The sequence below is a fragment of the Exiguobacterium sp. BG5(2022) genome (genome assembly GCF_031844365.1).
Classification (GTDB): Bacteria; Bacillota; Bacilli; order Exiguobacteriales; family Exiguobacteriaceae; genus Exiguobacterium; species Exiguobacterium profundum.
On sequence record NZ_JAUZVB010000001.1, the window covers coordinates 120675 to 142686 of the forward strand.

25 protein-coding genes are annotated in these 22012 nt (G+C 49.1%); 12 read left to right on the forward strand and 13 right to left on the reverse strand.

Annotation, left to right across the window (positions count from 1 at the left end; all coding sequences use genetic code 11):
* Positions 1-13 precede the first annotated feature (13 nt).
* From Q9R25_RS00630 to Q9R25_RS00645, 4 genes are all read left to right on the forward strand, one after another.
* On the forward strand, positions 14-670 hold the full coding sequence (locus tag Q9R25_RS00630) for a DsbA family protein (protein ID WP_074037614.1): 657 nt from the start codon (positions 14-16) through the stop codon (positions 668-670).
* Position 671: 1 nt separating this feature from the next.
* Complete coding sequence (locus tag Q9R25_RS00635) at positions 672-1085, forward strand: disulfide oxidoreductase (protein WP_311282684.1); 414 nt, start codon at positions 672-674, stop codon at positions 1083-1085.
* A gap of 13 nt (positions 1086-1098) precedes the next feature.
* Complete coding sequence (locus Q9R25_RS00640; RefSeq protein ID WP_031421282.1) at positions 1099-1677, forward strand: SCO family protein; 579 nt, start codon at positions 1099-1101, stop codon at positions 1675-1677.
* A gap of 195 nt (positions 1678-1872) precedes the next feature.
* Positions 1873-2967 (forward strand): MBL fold metallo-hydrolase, encoded by a 1095-nt coding sequence (locus Q9R25_RS00645; protein WP_311282685.1) that lies wholly within the window; start codon positions 1873-1875, stop codon positions 2965-2967.
* 24 nt (positions 2968-2991) lie between these two features.
* Here the strand turns inward: Q9R25_RS00645 and Q9R25_RS00650 are convergent, their stop codons facing one another.
* The 3 genes from Q9R25_RS00650 to trhA form a co-directional block, all read right to left on the reverse strand.
* Positions 2992-4209: an MFS transporter gene (locus tag Q9R25_RS00650; RefSeq protein ID WP_159561923.1), complete on the reverse strand. Its 1218-nt coding sequence runs from the start codon at positions 4207-4209 to the stop codon at positions 2992-2994.
* A 104-nt stretch (positions 4210-4313) separates the two neighbouring features.
* Complete coding sequence (locus Q9R25_RS00655; protein ID WP_159561924.1) at positions 4314-5009, reverse strand: DsbA family oxidoreductase; 696 nt, start codon at positions 5007-5009, stop codon at positions 4314-4316.
* A gap of 88 nt (positions 5010-5097) precedes the next feature.
* A complete protein-coding gene (trhA, locus tag Q9R25_RS00660) occupies positions 5098-5742 on the reverse strand; it encodes a PAQR family membrane homeostasis protein TrhA (protein ID WP_074032708.1) in 645 nt (214 codons plus the stop codon).
* Positions 5743-5869: 127 nt separating this feature from the next.
* Between trhA and Q9R25_RS00665 the strand changes: the two genes are divergently transcribed.
* Positions 5870-6388: a DUF1836 domain-containing protein gene (locus tag Q9R25_RS00665; protein ID WP_214691197.1), complete on the forward strand. Its 519-nt coding sequence runs from the start codon at positions 5870-5872 to the stop codon at positions 6386-6388.
* Between the two features lie 44 nt (positions 6389-6432).
* Here Q9R25_RS00665 and Q9R25_RS00670 read toward each other — a convergent pair whose 3' ends face one another.
* From Q9R25_RS00670 to Q9R25_RS00680, 3 genes are all read right to left on the reverse strand, one after another.
* Positions 6433-7047, reverse strand: coding sequence for a PH domain-containing protein (locus Q9R25_RS00670; protein WP_015881030.1), 615 nt, complete (start codon positions 7045-7047; stop codon positions 6433-6435).
* Positions 7048-7059: 12 nt separating this feature from the next.
* Positions 7060-7893, reverse strand: a complete 834-nt coding sequence (locus tag Q9R25_RS00675; RefSeq protein ID WP_031421296.1) for an aldo/keto reductase — start codon at positions 7891-7893, stop codon at positions 7060-7062.
* A 61-nt stretch (positions 7894-7954) separates the two neighbouring features.
* The gene (locus Q9R25_RS00680; protein ID WP_311282686.1) at positions 7955-8860 is read right to left on the reverse strand and encodes an MBL fold metallo-hydrolase; all 906 of its coding nucleotides are present in this window, start codon (positions 8858-8860) and stop codon (positions 7955-7957) included.
* Between the two features lie 367 nt (positions 8861-9227).
* Here Q9R25_RS00680 and abc-f point away from each other — a divergent pair, with 367 nt between their 5' ends.
* From abc-f to Q9R25_RS00695, 3 genes are all read left to right on the forward strand, one after another.
* Positions 9228-10925, forward strand: a complete 1698-nt coding sequence (gene abc-f / locus Q9R25_RS00685; protein WP_311282687.1) for a ribosomal protection-like ABC-F family protein — start codon at positions 9228-9230, stop codon at positions 10923-10925.
* Between the two features lie 11 nt (positions 10926-10936).
* Positions 10937-11707 carry a hypothetical protein gene (locus tag Q9R25_RS00690; RefSeq protein WP_214691195.1) on the forward strand — a complete coding sequence of 257 codons (771 nt, stop codon included), beginning with the start codon at positions 10937-10939 and terminating at the stop codon, positions 11705-11707.
* Positions 11708-11818: 111 nt separating this feature from the next.
* A complete protein-coding gene (locus tag Q9R25_RS00695) occupies positions 11819-12721 on the forward strand; it encodes a cation diffusion facilitator family transporter (protein WP_214691194.1) in 903 nt (300 codons plus the stop codon).
* A gap of 28 nt (positions 12722-12749) precedes the next feature.
* On the opposite strand, the gene Q9R25_RS00700 is transcribed toward Q9R25_RS00695, so the two are convergent.
* Both Q9R25_RS00700 and Q9R25_RS00705 read right to left on the reverse strand, forming a co-directional pair.
* A complete protein-coding gene (locus tag Q9R25_RS00700) occupies positions 12750-13592 on the reverse strand; it encodes a metallophosphoesterase (RefSeq protein WP_214782369.1) in 843 nt (280 codons plus the stop codon).
* 94 nt (positions 13593-13686) lie between these two features.
* Positions 13687-14100, reverse strand: a complete 414-nt coding sequence (locus Q9R25_RS00705; protein ID WP_015881037.1) for an organic hydroperoxide resistance protein — start codon at positions 14098-14100, stop codon at positions 13687-13689.
* A 117-nt stretch (positions 14101-14217) separates the two neighbouring features.
* On the opposite strand from Q9R25_RS00705, the gene Q9R25_RS00710 reads away from it, so the two are divergent.
* Together Q9R25_RS00710 and Q9R25_RS00715 are read left to right on the forward strand one after the other, a co-directional pair.
* Complete coding sequence (locus Q9R25_RS00710; protein ID WP_159561931.1) at positions 14218-14670, forward strand: MarR family winged helix-turn-helix transcriptional regulator; 453 nt, start codon at positions 14218-14220, stop codon at positions 14668-14670.
* A gap of 13 nt (positions 14671-14683) precedes the next feature.
* Entirely contained in the window at positions 14684-15598 is a 915-nt protein-coding gene (locus tag Q9R25_RS00715) for a CAP domain-containing protein (protein ID WP_214737675.1), read from the forward strand.
* Between the two features lie 43 nt (positions 15599-15641).
* On the opposite strand, the gene Q9R25_RS00720 is transcribed toward Q9R25_RS00715, so the two are convergent.
* A complete protein-coding gene (locus Q9R25_RS00720; RefSeq protein ID WP_311283109.1) occupies positions 15642-16721 on the reverse strand; it encodes a peptidyl-alpha-hydroxyglycine alpha-amidating lyase family protein in 1080 nt (359 codons plus the stop codon).
* A gap of 116 nt (positions 16722-16837) precedes the next feature.
* Positions 16838-17314 carry a glutathione peroxidase gene (locus Q9R25_RS00725; protein WP_074037960.1) on the reverse strand — a complete coding sequence of 159 codons (477 nt, stop codon included), beginning with the start codon at positions 17312-17314 and terminating at the stop codon, positions 16838-16840.
* Between the two features lie 158 nt (positions 17315-17472).
* Between Q9R25_RS00725 and Q9R25_RS00730 the strand changes: the two genes are divergently transcribed.
* Both Q9R25_RS00730 and Q9R25_RS00735 read left to right on the forward strand, forming a co-directional pair.
* Positions 17473-17991, forward strand: coding sequence for a VanZ family protein (locus tag Q9R25_RS00730; RefSeq protein WP_214691190.1), 519 nt, complete (start codon positions 17473-17475; stop codon positions 17989-17991).
* Positions 17992-18285: 294 nt separating this feature from the next.
* Entirely contained in the window at positions 18286-19581 is a 1296-nt protein-coding gene (locus Q9R25_RS00735; protein WP_196430379.1) for a murein hydrolase activator EnvC family protein, read from the forward strand.
* A gap of 31 nt (positions 19582-19612) precedes the next feature.
* Here Q9R25_RS00735 and Q9R25_RS00740 read toward each other — a convergent pair whose 3' ends face one another.
* The 3 genes from Q9R25_RS00740 to Q9R25_RS00750 form a co-directional block, all read right to left on the reverse strand.
* The gene (locus Q9R25_RS00740; protein WP_311282689.1) at positions 19613-19819 is read right to left on the reverse strand and encodes a hypothetical protein; all 207 of its coding nucleotides are present in this window, start codon (positions 19817-19819) and stop codon (positions 19613-19615) included.
* A 42-nt stretch (positions 19820-19861) separates the two neighbouring features.
* Positions 19862-20707 (reverse strand): GNAT family N-acetyltransferase, encoded by an 846-nt coding sequence (locus tag Q9R25_RS00745; RefSeq protein WP_311282690.1) that lies wholly within the window; start codon positions 20705-20707, stop codon positions 19862-19864.
* A gap of 72 nt (positions 20708-20779) precedes the next feature.
* Positions 20780-21988, reverse strand: coding sequence for a dicarboxylate/amino acid:cation symporter (locus Q9R25_RS00750; protein WP_015881046.1), 1209 nt, complete (start codon positions 21986-21988; stop codon positions 20780-20782).
* Positions 21989-22012: the final 24 nt, after the last annotated feature.

The window sequence follows — 22012 nt, forward strand, 5'->3', positions numbered from 1 at the left end:
AGAGGTGAAGAGAATGAAAAAGAATCAATTGTTGGTCATCTTGACCATCGTCGCGGTCGCATTAATCGCATTGGTGTTCGTCTTACTCAACCAAGATGAGTCGACGACAGCTGAGCGTGGCGATCACGTCTCGATTGAAGGACAACCGACACTCGGAAACCCGGACGCAAAAGTATCGGTCGTCGAGTTCGGAGATTACAAGTGTCCTTCGTGTAAACAGTGGGGTGAAACGATTTACCCGCAACTGAAAGCGGATTATCTCGACAAGGAAGACGTCAGCTTCAGCTATATTAACGTCTTGTTCCACGGACAAGAATCGATCTTGGCATCCCTCGCTTCCGAGTCGGTATACGAGCAAGACCCTGAGTCGTTCTGGAAGTTCCATAAGGCGCTCTACGATGCGCAACCGGAATCACAACAACATGACAATGCGTGGGTGACCGTCGAGAAGCTGAAAGAAATCGCAGGCGAGACGACATCGGTCGACTTGGCGAAGTTTGAGCAAGACCTTGGGGAAGAATCGACCGTACTTGAAAAAGTCAGTACGGATGACGGTCTTGTAAAAGAGAACGGTGTTCAATTCACCCCGTCCATCATGATCAACGGCGTGATGCTCGAAGACCCGTTCGATTACGAAAAAATCCAAGAGCTGATCGAGCAGGATTTGTAAGATGAAATCATTTCTCGAAAAGTATGGGTTATACCTCGCTTGGCTCGTCTCGTTGACGGCGACGCTCGGCAGTCTCTACTTCAGTGAGATTCGGGAGTTCGTGCCATGTGAGCTATGTTGGATTCAACGTATCTTTATGTATCCGCTGACCATCCTCTTGGGAATTGCCGTCTTCACGGACGATCTGGCGGTTCGGAAATATGTGTTACCGCTTACTATCATAGGCGGTTTCGTATCACTTTACCATTACTTGGTACAGAAAGTGCCAGGTTTTGCAGAAATTCAACCTTGTGCACAAGGAGTTCCGTGTAGCGGTCAATACATTAACTGGCTCGGGTTCATCACGATCCCGTTCCTCGCATTGACGGCTTTCACGCTCATCACAATCCTCATGTGGAACGTCAAAAAGCGATAAGGAGTTGGCACGTGTGAAGAAATGGTGGATGATTGGTTTGACGACGATGCTCATCGTCCTAGCAGGATGTGGTCAAGAGATTGAGGATCCGCTCAACTGGGAAGTCGAATCGTTCGAATATACGAATCAAGATGAAGAAATGGTCAGTCTTGACGATTTAAAAGGGAAAGTGTGGATGGCGGATTTCGTTTTCACAAGCTGTGAGACAGTCTGTCCACCGATGACATACAATATGACAAAGCTGAATGAAGCGCTTGAAGAAGAGGGCGTCGAAGACGTGCAATTCGTTTCCTTCAGCGTCGACCCGACGGTGGACACTCCGGAGAAGATGAAAGAGTTTATGAGTGGCTATGACCTTGCGAAAGCAGATTGGCAGTTCCTCTCAGGCTACTCGCAAGACGAGATTGAAACGTTTGCCCAACAGAACTTCAAGGCGCTCGTCCGGAAGCCTGACGAAGGTACACAAGTCGACCACGGCACGTATTTCTATTTGGTCGACCAGGAAGGAAAAATCATCAAGGCGTATCCTGGTTTCCAAAACGTTCCGACCGAAGACATCATCAACGACATTAAAATCTTGCAAAAATCTTAACCGAAGACCTGCTCCACCAAACACGGGTGGGCAGGTCTTTTTGGTTTAAGAGAACTGCTATAATGGAATAAGCAGAATGCTCAATGAAGAGCATGCCATTTTTTGAAAGATAGGCGAATCAATATACTTTCTCGTATTGAAACGGCGAAGGCACGCTATAATCAATTCAACGAACTATTAGAAAAGAGGATCTACATGAAAAAGACGATGTTGCTCTCATTGGTTGGAATGGCGGCTGTCACCGGAACGATTCTGACACAGTACAAACCACTTGGACGAAAGCCAAAATCGCTTCAATCTCCGAACCTGATCAACGGAAAGTTCCGTAATCAATATGAGACGCCGATGAACTTTTCTGCGCAGGACATGGTGTCGATGGCGCGTGACTATCGTGATGTGACGTCACTGCGTAAGCCTACCGAACGTCTTCCGATCGTGCCGATCGATTTCGAGGAGAAGACGGGGTCGAGCTTCACGAGAGTCTATTGGCTCGGTCATTCGGCGCTCATGGTACAAATGGACGGGAAGACGATGCTCGTCGATCCGATGTTTGGACGTAGCCCATCCCCACTCCCGTTCGCCAAAAATGAGCGCTTCAGTGAAGACTTGCCGTTCGAACTCGAGGACTTGCCCGAAATCGATGTCGTCTTATTGACGCATGACCATTACGACCATCTCGATTATGGAACGATTCTTGCCATCAAAGACAAGGTCGCCATGTTCATCGTACCGCTCGGGGTAGGGAGTCATTTGAAACGATGGGGTGTCGGGGCAGAACGAATCGTAGAACGGGATTGGGGCGAGTCGTATGCGTTCGGGTCGTGGACATTCGTCTGTACGCCGGCGCGTCACTTCTCCGGTCGCTCGTTGACGGACCGCAACAGCACACTCTGGGCATCATGGGTCGTCCTCGGTGAGACGGACCGACTCTTCTTCAGTGGGGATAGTGGCTACGCTCCGCATTTCAAGATGATTGGCGAACAGTACGGGCCGTTTGATTTTGCCGCACTTGAATGCGGGCAATATGACGTGCGCTGGCCAGACGTCCATATGCAACCGGAAGAGACCGCGCAAGCGTTTCACGATTTACGGGCCGACCAAATGATGCCGATCCATTGGGGGGCGTTCACGCTGTCGTTCCACGATTGGTTCGACCCAGCGGAACAGATGGCGTCTCTTTTACCGAAAGAAGTCGTCCTCACTCCGAAGATTGGGGAGCGGATCACGCTCGACGGTCGGAATGATACGACGACGTGGTGGCGAGAGCTCGAAGACGCAAACAAGCGATGACCTCGGTCACCGCTTGTTTTTTTGTTAGGAAGACATCTTCTCTGTGGAATCTTCCTCGATATGCAATTGATGCTTTCTCGTGTATACAAGAAATGCGCCGGTCATCGCAATCGAACTAATTCCAAACAAGACGACCATGAGCTGAAGTCCAATCAAATCGAGGAAGAATCCTGTCACGAGAAGGACGACTTGGAAGATGATCCGGTCGAGCATGTTTCGGAACGAGAAGAAACGACCGTGATATTCTTTTGGCATCCGTGTTTGGAAAATCGTGACCGCCGTCGGGAAGAAACATCCGACCGAGAAGCCGAAGAGAACGAACGCAGCAATGGACATGAACGGGATGTCCGCAAAATAGAGCATCAGTTGGGCGACACCGATTAAAAACGAGAACGAGAATAAAATCGAGAACGCCGAGAATTTTTCTCCGATCCGTTTAATCATAAAGGCACCTGTCATGAAGGCGAGTCCCTCTGCCGTATAAATCCATCCTTTAATCGCCGTCGAATCTTGCAACTCACTGATATTGATGACGAGCAAGTTGAATCCTCCGATGAAGAGGAGCGGGATGAGCGTCATGACGAGTGTCATGAAGATGACGGGAATCGATTTGATGATTGGGAAGACGTCTTTGAAACCGCTCGACGCTTTCGCATCGACCTTTTTCGCCGAGGGCGTTTTCGTCTCATCGAGTTTCAAGAAGAGCGTCGCGACCGCTAGCAACAGGTAGGCGACGAGCGAGAGCGCGTAGACGTTACGGAGCGAGATCAGTGTCAAAAGGACACCTGCAATCGCCGTCCCGATGACACGCGACAAGGTAGACACATTCATATGAACGCCGTTCAAGGCAAGAAGCTCCCGTTCCTTCACGATGAGCGGAATCGCTGCCTGGAGGGCAGGGAAATAAAAAGCGGCCGATCCCTGTAAGATAATCAAGAAGATGACCATCCACACGACCGAATTCGTCTCGATGGCGACGAACATGAAGATTACGCTGAGCGCCCGGACGATGCTCGAGATGAGCATGATTTTTTTCTTAGAACCTTGGTCGGTCAAGCGACCCGCGAGCGGACCGATGGCGACCCCGGCAAGTAAGCCGATGGCGAGAATGACCGCCTTCACAAAGTCAGAGGGGACACGGTCTTGCATAAATTCCAAGTTCCCGATGATGCCGAGCCATAGACCAAGACCGGCGACGAATTCGCCCGTCAAGATGATCCAGACGTTCCGATTTTTCCACATAAATGTATTCCTCGATTCTTATCTGTTGATAATAATTATGCTTGAGAATGATTCATTTAGCCACAAAAAAGAAGCCGAACGTCGGCTTCTTCATCAATCAAAAATCAAATATCACAGTTGTCGTCGGTGCACGTCGCGCCGTTCGAAAGGACTTGAATCGTCGGATTGTTCTCAGACCAGACTTTTTCGAGCACTTGCGTGAACGCTTCTGTCGGCTGAGCACCGGACACCCCGTACTTGTTGTCGAATACGAAGAACGGCACACCCGTGATGCCGAGGTCGCTCGCGCGCTTCTCTTCTGCACGTACCTCTTCCGTATACACGTCAGTCGTCAAGACGTCACGAACCGCGTCAGAATCGAGTCCGACGCTTGTCGCGATTTCAAGCAGCACATCGTGATTCCCGATGTGTTTCGCATCGACGAAGTACGCCTGAAGCAACGCTTCCGACAATTCTTTCTCTTTCCCGACCGTCTTCGCGTAATGCGTCAAGCGATGCGAGTCGAGCGTCCCCGTCACGACCATGTTCTCGAAATCATAGTCGAGACCGACTTCGCGAGCTTGAGCAGCAACTTGTGCCGTTGTGCCTTTCGCTTGTTCAATCGGCATCCGATATTTCGTTGCGAGTGCCTCATAGATGGTACGTGAATCATTCGTCGGGGCGTTCGGGTCGAGTTCGAAACTCTTGAATTCGACTTCCACTTGGTCTGCCTGTGGGAACTGTTCGAGCGCCTCTTCTAGACGACGCTTACCGATATAACAAAACGGGCAGACATAATCTGACCATACTTCAATTTTCATGATGAATCCCTCCTGTCCTTAGTGTAGGAAATCTTGAATTCAAAGTACAGGAAACGGCTCATGAAAAAAAGCCCTCCACGAGGAGGACTTAAAAGACGTACCAGAACACACAGACGAAGTGGGCGAAGCTTCCGAACAAGATGAACAGATGGAACACTTCATGGAATCCCCACCCCCGCCAATTGACGAATTTTGGCTTGAACCCGTAGATGAGTCCGCCAATCGTATACATGACGCCCCCGAGGACGAGCCAGAAGATGCCGGCGTTGCCGATCACGTCATGGAGCGGTCCGATAAAGAAGACGGATAGCCAGCCCATTCCGATATAGAGCGCGGTCGACAAGAAACGCGGGGCATGGAACCAAACGAGTTTGAAGACAATGCCGAACAAGGCGAGTGCGTGTACGGTACCGAAGAGGACCCATCGCGTCGGTCCTTCGAGCGCGAGTAGCGTGAGCGGGGCATATGTACCCGCAATCAATGCGTAAATCATCGCATGATCGATTCTCCGGAAGAAGGCGATGACGTTCGGTGAGGCGATGATGCTATGGTAGAGACCGGACGATAAATAGAGAAAGACGAGGCTGATCCCGAATAGAATCGCTGCCATAATCGCGAGTGGCGAGCCAAGTAGTGAGGCTTTGACGACCATGGCAATCAGCGCGATGAAAGCGAGTACCGCGCCGGCGAGATGCGTCAACGCGTTAATCGGTTCTCGGAAAATCGAATTCATGTAAAACACTCCTTATCACATCATGTAGTATCGATAACTACATGATATACTGAAAAGGGACAAACAGCAAGGTATACCTTTCGACAAGTCGCAGTTTTCATTATACTGAAGAGGTGAGGTGAGACAGATGAAAGCAAAACAGATTACCGAGACGGAAGGGACGCTTCCGAGAGAAGTGTTACCGACAATCGATTTATACATGGATCAGGTCATCCAATTGTTCGAGCAACATTATGACAAGATGAAGCGGAACGAAGATGAGACCATTTTGACGAAGACGATGATCAACAACTATGCGAAGGGTAAGTTGTTCCATCCTGTCAAAAATAAGAAGTATACGAATGAACATCTGATGTTGCTCAGTTTGATTTATGAGATGAAAGGCCTTCTGTCAATCAGTGACATCAAGGAGACACTCCGCCCGTTGAACGAGTCGGACGAGACGTTTTCACTTGAGGACTTCTACGAGGCGTATCAGGCGCAGAAAGTGAAGAATTTAGAAGCGTTCGAAGTTCAGGCGGACACGCTTTTGAATGCATCGGTCGAAAAAGAGAATGGTATCCAGCGGTCGCTCGCTATTGCGTCTGCCGTTCACATGAGCCACTTGTATCAGCGGTTGGCCGAGCAATTGATTGATGAGAACTAAAAACAACTCCTCCGAGGACGAATCGTCTGTGGAGGAGTTGTTTTTTAGTTATTGATGTACTTCTCGTAAACCGTACCGAAGTCTTTACGGTTCCATTCATGATAGTGACGTTGTAGCCAATCGAACGATTGCTCGTTCAATTCCTTGAACGTGTTCGGGACGTTCATGTCACCTTCACGGAGTCCGCTCAAAATCGACACCGAGTGTGTAAGCGACGTATTCGCATACTCCATCATGCGACGGCCTTCTCGCTGAATCTCTTCAATCGCAAGGAGTGCCTTGTACAAATCTTTCACGTGCTCGATTTGCTTCTTGTTGATATCGATTGAGTATGGCTTGTCGCCGATTGTGAATTTGACTTCGACATCGAGGTCGACGGTGCCGGCTGTCTCGAACATGACGTGCTTAATCGGATAGTGTGCGTAAGGGTAACGATACAGAACTCGTTTCGAACTCATCGCGCTCGTCCCGTCAAGGTGAATCATTCCTAAGTTTGTAAAGCAGTACTCATCCGATTTTGATTTGATCAAGAAGTAGATCTTTTCGTTATCCTCATGGAGGACGTAATCATCCGAGTCCGCCTTATCGAAATCGGACGGGTCGATCACCTCACCGATGTCGCTGAAGCCAGTCAAATCAGAAGCTAGTTTTTTGAACATGTCATTCACTCCTCAGTAATGGATTTTATGCATCTCTTTCGGGTCGGACCCGGTCCGCTCGTCACGATTGAGCGCATCGATGGCCGCCATCTCTTCTTTCGTCAACGTGAAGTCGAATACCTGTATGTTTTCTTTGATTCGACTCGGTGTGACCGATTTTGGAATCACAGCGACTCCGTTCTGTAAATGCCAACGCAAGATCACTTGAGCCGGTGACTTGCCGTGAGCGTTCGCAATCTTGACAATCGTCTCATCTTCGAGCGCTTCGCGTCCTTTCATGAGTGGACTCCACGCTTGAATTTGGATGTCATATCGTTTGCAGAATGCAATCAGTTCTTTCTGAGACAAATATGGATGGATCTCGACCTGGTTCACGGCCGGGACAATCGAGCAAGATTGAATGATTTGTTCCAAATGCTCGATCTCAAAGTTCGAGACGCCGATTGCTCGGACGCGTCCTTCTTCATACAACTGTTCGAGTGCTTTGTACGTTTCGACGAACTTGCCAAAACGGGGCATCGGCCAGTGGATGAGGAACAAGTCGACATACTCGAGACCGAGCCGGTCAAGACTATCCTGGAACGCTTGGAGCGCCTCATCAAATCCGTGGAACTCGTTCCAAAGCTTTGTCGTCACAAAGACGTCCTCCCGTGGGATGCCTGCTTCACGAAGCGCTTGTCCGACACTCTCTTCATTTTGATAAATCGCAGCCGTATCGATCAATCGATAGTCTGCATCGAGCGCAGCTTTGACCGTATCGACCGTCACCGCACCATCTTCGACCTTATAGACACCGAGACCGAGCATCGGCATCTTGACGTCATTATTCAACGTCGTCCATTCCATAAGTAATCCCTCCCTCTCGTCTATAACGTTACCGAAATTTTGGATGAAGGGAAAGTAAAAACTACAGACGGATGCTTTCCCCGTGCGCCTTGATCACAATTTGGTCACGGTCGAGTTTTGCGGCCGCGACGAGACGGTGATACGGCTCCTCGACAGGTTCATATGAAAGAACGAACGTATCCCAATGCATCGGGAAGAAACGCTTCGCTCCGCTCTCTTTGTACATCATCCAAGCCTGTTCCGGAGTGCAGTGCGCTTCCTGGAACGAGTCCGGTTGATAGGCACCGATTGGGAAGAAAGCGAGGTCGATCGGTTCACGGTCGGCGAGTCCTTTGAAGGAGTCGGTGTACGCCGTGTCTCCTGCGAAGAGCATACGAATCCCTTTGTATTTGAGCAGGTATCCGTTGTACCCCATATGTTTGTCCCACGGGAAACGATTGCCCCAATGCTTGACGGGAATGGCGCGGACATCGAGTCCATTCGCAAGTTTCACTTTGTCATGTGGATGCAGTTCAAGCGTCTGCAGACTCGGGTATCGGCGCAACAGCCGGCTCGTCCCAGGAGCAGAGACGACAATCGTCTCGCGAGTGATGAGTCGCTTCAAACTTTTATGGTCAAAGTGGTCCATATGGGCATGGCTGAGTAGGATGACATCGACCGGGCCGACCTCCTCAATGGAGAGGGCCGGAGCGGTGTGACGTTTCATGCCGACTGTCAGCGGTCCGAGATGGACACCGATTCGTTTTGAGAAGACGGGGTCTGTTAAAATCTTGAGCCCATACCAATGAATGAGGACCGTCGAATGCCCGATCCACGTCGCCTGCACATGCGTCTCATCAATGGTTGTCAGTTCTGGACGTTCAGGCCATTTAAAACGCGGACGGGGGAGCCGTCGTTTGAATCGTGTATAGAGAAACGTTCCGACGCTCGCCAAGACGGCACTCGGAACGAGGATGCGTCGACGCATCATGCATCACCTCACTGTTCGAATATACTGTCATCATATCGCGAGGACAGGTGCACCACATCCGCCTAAAGGAGTAGAAAAAATGGGAGATTGTGGGGTACACTCTTGCGAATCCGCTTTCAATTTGATAAGGTGGCAGTAACTTAGGAAAGAGAGGTATACCGTGCCATGAAAAATACACGTTCACTCCAACGATGAGACGAATCATCACTGTTCGCTTGAACAGTTACGGGTGAAGTGTGTCCATTTTTTCAAATACGGGAAGCGCTCGTTTTCCTCTTTGAACGGATTCCTTCACACCACCGCTTTGAAGCGGATGGTGTTTTTTGTTTCATCGCGTATCGGATTCATAAGCGAGGTGAAACAGATGTTAGCAGTAAAACAAGTCCGGTTTGACTATGACCGGAAACCATTATTTGACGCGGTCTCGTTCGAGGTCGCGGCTGGAGAGCGTGCCGTATTATTCGGACTGAACGGGAGCGGGAAGACGACGCTCTTCCGACTCGTGACAGGGGAGTTGACCCCTCAAGCCGGGAAGATTGAACGTCAAGGAGAGGTCGGACTCGTCCGACAGACCATCGAATCGACAGACATGACCGTACTTGAGTGGACGATGCGCAGTGATCCAGAACGATATGCGCTCTATGAAGATGTTTCTTCTGGTGACGAGATGCGTGTCATGCGGTCCTATGAACGGGCGCTCGCACTCGATGTGTACAACTTGGAACAAGAGGCGACAAGAGCATTGACTCGACTTGGGCTGGAGGAGCACCTCTTCCGAAACATTAACGAGTTAAGCGGAGGCGAGAAGACGCGAGCTCAGCTCTCAACACTGACGATGAAGCGGGTGGACCTCGTCCTGCTCGACGAACCGACGAACCATCTCGATCTCGAGTCGATTGACTGGCTCACGAAGTGGTTGAACCAGTTCAAGGGGACAGTGCTCATCATCTCACACGACCGTCAACTGATGGACGATGTCGCAACGACCATTCTTGAACTGTCAGGCGGACTAGTCACTCGATACCCGGGAAATTATACGGCGTATAAGCATCAAAAAGAAGAAGAACGCGTGCGTGATGAGCGAGCTCGTGCTCGATACGAGAACCGAAAGGCAGAACTGCTCGAGATGATTGCCCAATACAAAGGGTGGCATTTGAAGGCGAAAGCGACAGCGAGTGTCCGCAGTCCAGGAGCGCAAAAGGGAGCGGCCAATCTCGCAGTCAAAATGAAGGCGAGAGAACAGAAGTTAAGGCAGCTCGAAGACAATCGTCCACAAAAACCAAAAGAGGAGAAACCCATCTCCGTCCGTTTTGCGGCGGATGAGCTCGAAGCAAAGACGTGGCTGACGTGTGAGGATGTGACGTTTGGATACGACAATCCGTTTTATGAACCGTTTTCCTTCTCGATGAATAAAGGAGAGCGGATCTCGATTATCGGACCGAACGGAAGCGGAAAGACGACGTTATTAAACGTGCTGATCGGCGAAAGATTACCATACTCGGGCGTGATTAAGCGACATCCTCGTCTGAAGATCGGATATTTCTCTCAAACGCTCGAGCGTCTCCCGGAGACCGGGACGTTACTTGAGGCGTTACTCGCCAATAGTGAGATCGGAGAGACGGAGGCGCGAACGTTGCTCGCTCACTTCTTGTTCCGGCGAGATGAAGTGCACCGACCGATTACCGAGGCGAGCATGGGGGAAAAGTGTCGAATCGCGTTTCTCATCTTGTACTTCTCGGATGCCCATCTGTTGGCATTAGATGAACCGACGAACTATTTAGATGTGGCGACACGCGAACAAATCGAGGCGGCCTTATCCGTCTATCCGGGTGGATTATTGTTGATTTCCCACGACCGCTACTTTCATCGTCTGACTTCGCGCACGATTGAATTAGGAGAGCACATTGTCATATGTGAGAACGATGAGCGCGATGAACCGGTCGATGTCGAACAAATGGTCAGAACGATGGACGAATTGACAAAAGATGAATTGAAATTTTTTGATGAAGCAGGAAACCTCCTACCATTTGACGAAACGAGTGAAATGAATCGAATCGAGTAGGAGTGAAGAACATGAATGGAGGAAGATTGTCGCGTGCGACGACGCGGAAGCGTAAACGCGTGTTCCGTATCACGACGGCATTGGCATTAATGCTCGCCTTGGTCGGGATCATCGCGTTCGCGGCACTGATTGACAAGAAACAGGACTCGGCTTTACCGGAATCTGATGAGATTGCCACGGAAATGGTCGACTCCGAGTCGGAACAACCGGCTGATGCTGATGCTGATGCTGAGACGGAATCAGCAGATAAGATTTATATCGGGCAACCGTATACGAAAGTATACGCGGATGACCGGGTCACGGTCGTTTATGAAGCCGACTTGGGTGATCGATTTGAACGGTTGGAGACGGTAAGTGGATTTGTGAAAGTTCAGTTGAACGAGCGGTTGACCGGCTGGGTCACAGAAGAAAGTGTGACGACAGAGGCGACAGCTTTATCGGATGACGAGGTGATTGCCGCTTGGCAACAAGTCGTCCCAAACGCTTCGGAGTCCGTCCTCGACTGGATTGGGAAAGATCTCGAAACCGTCCGTGCGGAGCTTGGCAGTCCTTCTGCCGTTCAACGTGACCAAGTGAACGAGTATCATTTCTATGATGGATTCTTCCTCATGGTCCGGGACCAAAAAGTACGGGCCGTGGATTGGGACAAACAAGTAACCGCGACGCCAGACTTACAACCGACTCGCGAACAAGCGACCGGAATTTGGTTCGAGGGTGAGACGGTCCAATTGAAACTGTTCCCTTATAGCGGCGTCATGCGTGTCCGTCTGGAGCAAAAATGAGACAAAGCGGGAGAGTTCATTCTCCCGTTTTTTTATTGTTTTTCATTCAAATGAACGTTTGAATGTTTGGTTAAAATGGAATAAGATAAACAGTAGAAGGAGGAGTCAGTTATGGGACATCATCATGATCACGACCACCATCACCATCATTCGACGAATCAGCGGGCGCTCTTACTCGCCTTTCTCTTGATTGCGGCGTTCATGGTCGTCGAAGTGATCGGCGGACTATGGACGAACAGTTTGGCGCTATTATCGGATGCGGGTCATATGCTAGGAGATGCGGCTGCGTTAGGACTCAGTTTCCTCGCTGTCCGATTTGGGGCGAAAGCGGCGACACCGAACCGGACGTTCGGGTATCGACGTTTCGAGATTTTAGCGGCATTCATTAACGGGCTGACACTACTCGTCATCTCGGTCTATATTCTTGTCGAGGCATACCAACGAATCAGCGCGCCACCAGAAATTCTAAGTGGTGGAATGCTTGTCGTCGCCATCATCGGGCTACTCGTCAACATCCTTGCCGCCTGGATTTTAATGCGCGGGGAGAAAGATAATTTGAACGTGAAGAGTGCGTTGTTACACGTATTCGGAGATTTGCTCGGCTCGGTCGGAGCCATCACGGCAGCAATCCTCATCATGTTGTTCGGATGGACGTGGGCGGACCCGGTCGCAAGCGCCTTTGTTGCGATTTTGATTTTAATCAGTGGTTATCGTGTGACGCGTGACGCCATTCATATCTTGATGGAAGGGTCGCCGGAACAGATTGACGTCCGGGCGATGCAAGAAGAGATTGCTAAAGTTGACGGGGTGAAAGAAGTGCACGACTTGCATGTCTGGTCCATCTCGTCGAGCGAACATGCGGCTACTTGTCACGTTTTAATTGGAGAAGAGACGGATGATCAAGACGTCTTGAGACAAGTGACGGAACGAATCCGGAAATACGGGACGTTCGAACGTTCGACGGTCCAGATTGAACGGGAACGACAATGTTGTGAAGAACGAATCATCTGGTAAGAAAAACGGACACTCGCTTGAGTGTCCGTTATTTTCCGTTCACATCGATCACGACAATCTCTGGTGGATTGTAAATACGTGGAATGTTGAAGCTGTAATTGAATCCCCGTCCAATCACATGGGTGAACGTCTCATGCTCATAGAGTCCGCCGGCGTATTCAGGAAAGAATCCTTGGTCAGGTGCGAATAATCCGTTCATCAAATAAGGGATTCTCACTTGCCCGCCATGAGCATGTCCGGACAAGACGAGGTCGAATGGAAGTTTAGCATACGTATCGACTTGTTCGGCACGGTGCGAAAGAAGTACCTTGAACGTCTCATCGGGGGCGATGTCCTGCATCGCCGCAGTCGACTCCGCATCCCAATCCGTATAAATATTTTCTCTGAACCCACGAAGAGGATCTTCTAGCCCGCCGATGACGAGGTCGATTCCATTGATGGTGACCGTCTCCCATTCGTCTTCGAGAACGTTGACACCGTATGAGCGAAACACGTCTTTCACATTGTGACGGACATAGTCATCCGATCCATCGATTTCATGGTTGCCGGTCACGAAATACATCGGCGCAATCCCTTCAAGCCCTTCGATTAGTTCGAAGGCGGGTTCAGGTGAACGATATCGGTCGAGTAAATCGCCCGGTAAAGCGATGAGGTCCGGTTTCTGTGCACGAACCTGGTCGATCAAAATCGACTGTTTATAACCGTATGAGGCGCTGTGTAAGTCGGAGAGGAGCACGATGCGGAGTGACTCATCTGCTGACAGTTTATCGGACGTCACGTCATACGTCCGGACGGTCAACCCATTGTACGTCGCCGTGAACAACAAAATGCCGAGTGCAACAAAAAGAAGAGTCGATTTATGTTTCTTCATCAGTGCTCCCTCCTTCCTTAATCGTGTCTTTAATCTTACTCCGATAGGCAGGGTTAAGCAAAAAAAATCCCGCTCCTACGAGCGGGATGGAAGATTATGCTGCTTTCGCTGTCAATTTGACGTCGACATTGCCGCGCGTCGCTTTTGAATAAGGGCACACTTGGTGTGCTTCTTCAACGAGACGTTCTGCTGTTGCTTGGTCAACACCTTTGATTTCGACTTCAAGTTCAACTGAAATGAAGAAACCTTCATCGTTTTGGTTTAATGTGACGTGACCTGTGACGCTTGAACCGTCTGTCTTCACACGTTCTTTTCCGATGATGAGGTTGAGGGCACTACCGAAGCAAGCCGCATAGCCAGCTGCGAAAAGTTGTTCTGGGTTTGTCGCACCGTCGACGTGTTTCGCGCCAGGCATCGAGACGTTCATGTCGATGACGCCGTCAGTTGATTTCACGTGACCTTCGCGGCCACCGATTGCTGTTGCTGATGCTGTGAATAGTGATTTCATGATTGAATTCCTCCATTTCGTTTTTAACAATTAAGTTGTGCACAATTTAAATTATAGAGCAGTCAAAAAGTTTCGCAAGTGATATGCTTGGCTAAAGAAGAGTACGGAGGATTAAGTATGGACCAATCGTTAAAGTTAGAACATCAAATCTGTTTTCAATTGTATACCGCCTCAAAAGAGCTTACCCGGTTATATCGCCCAATTTTAGCACCGCTAAACCTGACGTATAGTCAATATCTCGTGATGCTTGTCTTATGGGAAGAGGATGGAATCGATTTGCGACAACTCGGATCGCGGTTGACCCTCGACTCTGGGACATTGTCGCCGCTCGTCAAACGGCTCATCCAAATCGGCTATGTGGAGAAAAGTCGTGCGACGGACGACGAACGAAAAATCATCGTTCGTTTGACCGAAAGCGGTAGCGCGTTGCGTGAGCAGGCGGCGAATGTACCGCTACAAGTAAGTGGTATGCTGAATATAGACGAAGCGACGTATGTCGCATACATGGAGATGCTTACCGATATCAAGACGAGACTACACGATTTCGGGGAGCGTCAGCGCGAGCAGTAAGGAAGGAGGAGCCATGTTTCGAAAATTGATCATCCTCTTGATGGGGATTGGACTTTATATGGCTTGGCAATATGAGATGCCGAACGTCTCTGCCCCGACGAGCATTCAGGTTGAGTCTGAGGTGGCGACCGAACGAGCGACAGACGCGCCAAAGTTCGCAAGTCAGTATGCCGGGCATGACTGGTATTTGGTCGAACGTGGCGGTGACCGCGGACTTGAACTGATTGATGAGGACGGTGCGAAAAAAGGATTCTATCAGTTCGAGACAGGCAGCACGTATCGAGGTCTCGTACTGAATGAAACGACCCGTGATCAAGTCGAGGACATCGGCTTCGAGGCGGTGACTTCGTATAATAAAGGATTGAATCGATACTTGATTCCGGACGATCCATCGTTTTCCGTTTTTGCAATCGATGGTCAGTATGTCACTTTCTTTTTTGACCAGCATGATGATGACCTCCTGAAAGGGATCTTGTCGGTCGACCGCCGTGTCGAAGAGGCGAGTGAGGGGTACTATGGTGATTTGTCGAAAGAGGGAACGGTCGCCAATGAGCAGTTGATGCGCATCCTCATGAACTGGGACCGTGAAAAGTTTGAATTGAACGCTTTAGCCGACTATGAACCGCTCTATCCGGTCGTACGGGCGCATAGTCAGAACATGGCGGAGAACGACTTCTTCAGCCATACGGACCCAGAAGGACAAGACCCGTTCGATCGAATGGACGAAGCGGGACTTTCGTATTCGATGGCCGGCGAAAACTTGGCCATGGGACAGATGAGCGTGTTCCATGCGCATTGGGGACTCATGAACTCGAAAGGGCATCGTGAGAACATCATGCAGCCGCGCTTCACCCATGCTGCCGTCGGGCTCGCTTACAACGACGACGGTAGTCCTTTCTATACAATTAATTTCATCACACCACGTTAAAAGAACGCGCTAATGACGAATTTAGCGCGTTCTTTCGTTTGCTTTATTCAGTGATTGTGAATTTTTGAAGTCGTTCGTTTAGTAGTTCGGCGACAAAAATTGTTCCGTCCTCTTGTACAGTGAGATCGTGGGGGATGCGCAATTGACCCATCTTGTTCCCCCAAGAACCAAATCGTTCAATGACTTCTCCCTTCGGACTTAAAACGACAATTTGACTGTTAGGAGTTTCACGTTCCCCGTTCAGATAATCGCCACCATCGACAAGATAGATGTTGCCATCGTTCCCTGCATCGATTCCGTAAGGTCTTCCGATTTCGGTGTCATCCCATGTGGAAAGGTGTTGTCCATCCTGGTCAAACACTTGAATGCGAGCATTATTTCGGTCAGCCACATATATGTTCCCTGACTGATCGTGAGTGATTCCGTGAGGCAAGTTAAACTCACCATCGGAAGAACCATAAGCATTAACTTCCCATTGGATGTTCCCATCACGATTGAATTTTACAATACGATGATTTCGGTATCCATCAGCCACAATGAATGAACCATCTTCCATTACGGTCACATCAGTTGGCCGTGCGAAAGTATATTCATTCATCGGGACAGGGAAGTTAGGCAGTTCATTTCGAATCCGTAAGCTTGTCTCAGTGCCGAGGCGATAATCGTCCCCAAACGTAACGAGAACATTTCCACGTTCATCCAGCTTGAAAACTTTATTCAACATGATATCCGTTACCCAAATGTTGTTTTGAGCGTCCACTTCGATCCCGTGAGGAGATTGAAACAGGTTGTCCCCAAATTCATCGACAATCTCGTTTGTGTTTGGATCAAACACTGTGATTGTAGGGGTCGTGATTAATTCTTCATTCGCATAGCTTCCATCTCCGCGGTGTAAGTAATAGACATATCCTGAAGGGGAGGTAGAGACACCGCTACCTTCTCCTCCACGATGTGAGACACTGTCCTTCTCGGGCCAAACCCAACTAGATGTATATCGAGAACTTTTGGCTTTTTCATCATATTCATCTTTGAAAATGGGGTCCGTTCTTCCTTGGGCAAGCCATACAAGAGTTACTGAAAGTGCGAGGAGTACGCTGACTCCCAGCACTATTCTTTTTTTCATTCTATACAAGTGTGACACTCCTTCACGATTTACTGTGCATAGAATATGATAGATGGCTTAAGTGTAAACGCCAATTAGACCGTAGAGAGAAATCAATCTACGCCTTCAGGATGAGGTCAAATCAGTTTCTTCACCGCATCCTCAATTTCAGCCGGTGTCGTCTGTGGCGAAAAGCGCTCGATGACGTTTCCATCACGATCGACTAAGAACTTCGTGAAGTTCCATTTGATCGCCTTCGACCCGAGAAGCCCGGGCGCTTCTTTTGAGAGATAGGTGAAGAGTGGGTGGGCATCCTTGCCGTTCACGTCGACTTTCGCGAACATCGGGAACGATACCCCGTAATTCAGTTGACAGAACTCTTGAATTTCTTCATTGGAGCCCGGGTCTTGATGACCAAACTGGTTGCACGGGAAACCTAAGATTTGTAGGCCCTGTCCTTTATAGGTGTTGTAAAGTGACTCGAGGCCTTCGAGCTGCGGTGTGAATCCACATTTGCTCGCCGTGTTGACGATGAGTAAGACGTCGCCTCTATATGTAGCTAACGGTTGTAATTGTCCTTTCATGTCTACTGCTTCAAAATCATAAATCATGATAATTCCCCCTTTTTTTGTAGTATACCAAGAGAAGGAGACAGACTCGAACTTGAACGCGTTGCGTGCAATCAAATTGTTATGAAATCATGATGTCGCTGTTACATCATTCCGAAGAAAGAATCCGTATAATGAAAAACGTTGTAGAAAGGAACGGTGTTATGCGATTTTTAAAAAATGAATTTATATGGATTGCGCTTATTTTAATCGGACTCTTTTTATCAAGTGCGACGCCTTACTCGGACCAGTCTATCGTTTCGCCACTCGAGCGATTCAATTGGAGCTGGATCGAACCAACGCTAGCGAACGTGCAGTTCGACTATGCAGGAAAGGAAATCTCGCTCGATACGTTGGGGACGACAGGATTGATTGAGTTCTTTATGCGGAAGACGGCACATGTCGTCACGTTCCTCGTTCTCGGTGCATTATTCGTGAAGGCCATCTCGCGAACGAATCTTCATGCGGGACTGAACTTACTCTTCGCCTGGGCACTTGCGAACACGGTGGCGATTTTTGATGAGTATCATCAGAGTTTGACTCCTGAACGGACCGCGCTGTTAGAAGATGTCCTTTTGGATAGTACAGGTGCTGCCGCAGGTGTCATCTTATTCGGTGGGTTGTTATTACTTCGTTCGAAACGGAAAAATAGCAAACGGACCGGTTATGTTGCCTTAAGGTAGTCAAAAAAATGAATGGGTTACTATGTGAAAAGCGCTTTCTTGAAGTGCTTTTTTTCTTTTTAAAACTATTTTGTGACAACGAACCAAACAAAATATTGTCTATACCCACGTTTTTTAAAGGATAAAACCTAAATTAGGTCAATGTCATACGAATGAAATATAAGTGTAAAATAACTTTTGGTTTAGATTGCTATAATGAGTCACAGAGCGAACGAAATGTCGCGACTTATCTTATAAAAAATAATTGCACGACTATAGATAAAAACTACACGGGAATCAGCGGAGGGAAGCACATTGGGTAACTTGAAGAAATTTGCAGCAACAGTCACTCTAGGCGCACTCTTGATCGGCGGAACGTCACCGACTTATGCAGCCTCACTTACAGAGAAGCAGAAGAAAGTACAAGAACAACGACAAAAGAATAGCAGTGAACAGTCGAAAGCAAACTCTTCGATTCAATCACGTGAGCAAGCCATCAGCAAAGAGCAACAAGAGATCAACAAGTTAGATGCTGAACTCCAAGACGTCATCAACGATGTCGCTCAGAAAAAAGCTGAGATTCGTGCAACTGAAGAAAAGATTAAAAAGCTTCAAGCACAAATTAAAAAGTACGAAGCGAAAATGAAAGCACAAGAAGATCTTATGAAAGATCGTATGGCGACGATGCAAAAGAACGGTGGCTCGTCAGTCAACTGGGCTGAGTTCATCTTCGGTTCTAAAGACTTCGGTGATTTGATCACACGCATGATCACAGCTGGTACGATCCAAGAGAACGACCAACAAATCTTCGAAGAATACGAAGCAACGAAAGAAAAACTCGCGAAAGCGCAAGCTGATTTGAAAGCAGAGCGCGATTCACTCGTGAAGCAAAAAGAAGAACTTGAAAAACGTCAGAAAGAGCTCGATCAAAAAATGAAAGAGCGCGCTGCGAAAATCAAGAAACTTGAAGCTGAAAAAGTGAAGTTCGAATCGAAACTCATGAGCCTTCAAGAGATGGAAGATACGCTCAAAGCTCAAGAACAAGCGATTCAATCAGAAATCGAAGCGCAACGTCGTGCTGAAGAAGAAGCACGTCGTGCAGCGGCAGCAGCTGCGGCGGCGAAAAAGCAACAAGGTTCAAGCTCGAATAGTGGTTCAAGTGCTTCAACAGCACCGGTAGCGTCTGCACCAGCAAGCGGTGGCATGTTCCAACGTCCAGCAAGCGGTCGCCTCTCACAAGGGTGGGGTCCAGCAAGCGGTGCGAACGGCTACTCGTTCCACAACGGTCTTGATATCGCAGGTCCAGTCGGTACACCGATCTATGCAGCACAAACAGGTACGGTCCTCCGTGCAGGTTGGGGTGGCGCATACGGAAACCATGTTATGATTGCACACGTGATCAACGGGCAAGTATGGACGACAGTATACGCTCACATGAGCTCGGTATCAGTTTCTGCGGGTCAACGCGTGTCACAAGGACAAAACCTTGGCGGCATGGGTAGCACAGGGAACTCGACAGGTTCACACCTTCACTTCGAGATTCACCGTGGCGGCTATTCGTACTCTTCATCGAGCGCGGGAAGCACAGTTAACCCAGCATCATTCTTCTAAACACAAAGACAGTGATCGACGAACGCGTCGATCACTTTTTTGTTGCCTGATAGACGATGAACGTCAAGAGTGCGGCACCGATGACGCTGAGCCATAGCGTATCGAAGTTTGGGTCATCGAGCATGCTCCGGCCCCCGAGGAACACCATATAGCCGAGTATCGCGAGCGTGACAAGTGTCAAAGCGGGCACTCGGATTTGTCGCGGGATACGTAGCCACCAACCGAATAATCTGTTCATGAAAAATCGCCTCCTCTATTAGTATAGGGGAGGCGATGTGTTTCATCTAGCGAGTCGGACCCAGGCAGAGTCCATGATTTGTTGGTAACCGACTTCCCGATAGATTTTGTTCGACGTCGGGTTCGTCAAGTCAGTGTAGAGGACGCAGAATGATTTTGTCTCGAGTAACTGTCGGCTGAGATCGGCGACGAGACTTCGTGCATACCCTTTTCCTCGTGCACTAGGTGATGTGTAGACGAACGAAACAGTGATTCCGTTCTCTGTTGGACGTGCGTGTTTCGCACACGAGACGACCTGTCCATCGACTTCCCAAAAGACAGCTTCTTCCCTTTCAAGCATCGTCTGTACGGCTTTTGTTACTTTCTCTGGTGGAGATGAACGGAGACCTGATTCGGCTTCGAAGGCACTATACCAAGCCTCAAGCTGCGCCTGATCGGCAACCGTCGCTTCTCGCATCCTCCCAGTCGCCATGTCGATGTCTTCCACGCTGTCGAGGCGATAAAGACCTTGGGACATGAACATCTCGCTCGTCCCAGATGTAATCTCTTGCCACGCTGTCGCAAACCGTTCCGCCTGTTGTCGTTCCGATACGACTTCCGAGAAGGGGACTTCTTCTTTCAAAAGGTGGGGGATGATGAAAGACGGGAGAAGGTCCAAGCGCTCCTTCTTCACGACGATATAGTGAAGTGGATGCGGTGGTGTCACTTGGAGGATGGCGAGAAGCTCTCCGTCCTCTTCGACTGTGAACTGATGAAACGTTTCATAAATTCCTTGTTTGACGTTATTCAAGACGCCAATCATGAGGCTATTCTTTGCCTCCTCGTCGAGTAATGCCGTCATGACGCGGTCTGAGAAGTGATCAGGGTTCTTCCATTCCATCCATTCCATATGGTTCTCTCCTTTATTATATGTAGACAAAAACGGACAAACCTGATGGCTTGCCCGTTTATAAGTCGTTCATTATGCGATATCTTCTTGTTTCGATGACGTGTTGTCGAGAAGTTTTGTGTTGTGTTTGAAGTAGTGGATAATCTTCGCGATGGCACCGTCACCCGTGACGTTTGTCGCTGTCCCGAAGCTATCTTGTGCCAAATAGAGCGCGATGACCAAGCTTTGCATCGTTGCGTCGAACCCGAGGATCGAGCCGAACAATCCAAGCGATGCCATGACGGCTCCACCCGGTACACCTGGTGCTGCAATCATCGTCACACCGAGTGCAAGGATGAATGGAAGCACGATGGCGTAAGACATCGGCATGCCATTCAAGTACATGAGCGCGACACCGACCGATGTGAGTGTGATCGTCGACCCTGACAAGTGGATCGTTGCCGAGAGCGGGATGACGAAGTTCGCGACACCTTCGTCCGTGTTGTTCAACTTTGCTTGGCGAAGCGTGACTGGAATCGTCGCGGCCGATGATTGCGTCCCGATGGCTGTGAAGTAAGCCGGCATCATCGTCTTGAGCAACTTGAACGGATTCTCTTTGTTGAGACCACCTGCGATTGAATATTGAATCATGAGCATCGTCAAATGAAGGACGATGATTGTGACGAAGACGAGCGAGAAGACCGATAGGATCTCAGCGACTTGACCAGCGTACGTCATGTTCATGAAAATTCCGGCGATGTGGATTGGAAGTAATGGAATAATGACTTTACTGATTAAGAGTTCGATGATATCGCGGAAATCCATGGCGAGGTCGAGTGACCGTTTGCTTTCGATCGCGGCAATCCCGATTCCGATGACGAAAGCTAAGATAAGTGCGGTCATGACACCGAATACAGGTGGAATCTCAAATTCCATGAACCCTTTCAACAAGGCTTCTTCTGGATTTTCGGCTCCTGTCGTCGACCGTGTCAAAATTTGCGGGAACAAGTTGCTTGTTGCAAAGTATGCTAATGTTCCGGCGATGATGGTTGATGCGTAAGCGATGAGTGCTGTGAGTCCGACCAGCTTTCCTGCTCCTTTTCCAAGTTCCCCGATACCCGGGATGATAAAAGCAAGAATAATCAATGGAATAGCGAAGCCTAAGAACTGCCCGAAGACCGTGTTGAACGTCACGAACGTCCGAACGATCCAGTTCTGACTTTCTGGTACGATGCTCCCGAGTAAAATACCGAAAGCGATCGCGATGATGATGCGACCTAAGAGGCCAATACGTAATTTCAAATCAATCACCCTTTCTGTTTGTTT